Source organism: Amycolatopsis rhizosphaerae (assembly GCF_007713715.1).
GTDB classification, from domain to species: domain Bacteria; phylum Actinomycetota; class Actinomycetes; order Mycobacteriales; family Pseudonocardiaceae; genus Amycolatopsis_E; species Amycolatopsis_E rhizosphaerae.
The window spans coordinates 1-1,145 of sequence record NZ_VJWX01000878.1 but is presented as its reverse complement, the minus strand read 5'-3'; the positions used below and the strand labels follow the sequence as shown (position 1 = coordinate 1,145).

General features: G+C 75.1%; 1 protein-coding gene. It reads right to left on the bottom strand.

The features are described from left to right. Window positions 1-1,145: acetate--CoA ligase family protein (locus tag FNH05_RS37595; RefSeq protein ID WP_186382954.1), on the bottom strand; the 1,145-nt coding region annotated here is incomplete at both ends.

Sequence of the window (1,145 nt, the reverse complement as noted above, 5' to 3'; positions counted from 1 at the left end):
CGCCGAGCGCGACCCCGCCCTGCGCGCTCTTGTGCAGCACCCCGGCCGCGTCCACCTTCATCGCCACCGGATGGTCCAGCCCGGCGAACGCCGCCGCGGCGCTGTCCTCGTCGGTCGCGTAGGAGGTCTGGACCACGGGAATCCCGAAGCAGCCCAGCAGGTGCGCGGTCTCGGTCGGGGTCAGCCAGCGCCGTCCCGCCGCCAGGTACCCGCGGACCGCCGCGAGTGCGGCCGGTGCATCCACATCGGACAGTACGGGCAGCGTGCCCGCGGGGCGGGCGCGCCACTGCGCGTAGCGGGCGATGTGCCCGAGCGCGGCCGCCGCGTCGGCGGGGTCGGTGTAGCTCGCGGTCGCCGGGCCCTCCTCGTCCGGCAGCGGGGTGACGTGCCCGAGCTGGCCGAGGCGCACCGCGAGCAGCGGCTTGCCCGAATGCCGGGCCTTCGGCGCCACGGCCGTGATCGGCTCCCCGAGCGCGGTGGGCACCCCGGCCGCGATGACGGCGTCGATCCCCTTGTCGGCCAGCACGATGTCGAGGCAGGTGCCGAACAGGGCGGCGTCCACCGCGGCGGTGGTGTCCACCGGGTTGTGCACCGACGCCTGCGCGGGCAGGACGGCGCGCAGCGCGGCGCTGGTCGACTCGGCCAGCTCCGGCAGTTCCAGGCCGTGCCGGGCGCACGCGTCCGCGGCCAGCACGCCGGCACCCCCGGCGTTGCTGATCACCGCCACGCGGTTGCCCGCGGGAAGCGGCTGCCACGACAGCGCGGCGACGGTGTCGACCAGTTCGCTGATCGTGTCCACGGCGATCACCCCCGCCTGCTCGTACAGCGCGTCCCGGGTGACCGCGGGGGTCGCGGCGGCCGCCGTGTGCGAAGCCGCCGCGCGCCGCGCGATCTCGGTGTCGCCGGTGCGGATCGCCAGCACCGGCCTGGTGCGCGCCAGCGTCCGGGCCAGCCTGCCGAACTTGCGCGGATTGCCGAAGGACTCCAGGTACAGCACCGCGATCTCGGTGGCCGGGTCCCGCTGCCACCACAGCAGCAGGTCGTTGCCGCTGACGTCGTATTTGTCCCCTGTGGACACCAGGCTGGACAGCCCGATCCCCAGTCCCCGCAGGGATTCCAGCAGCGCGATGCCGAAACCGCCGGAC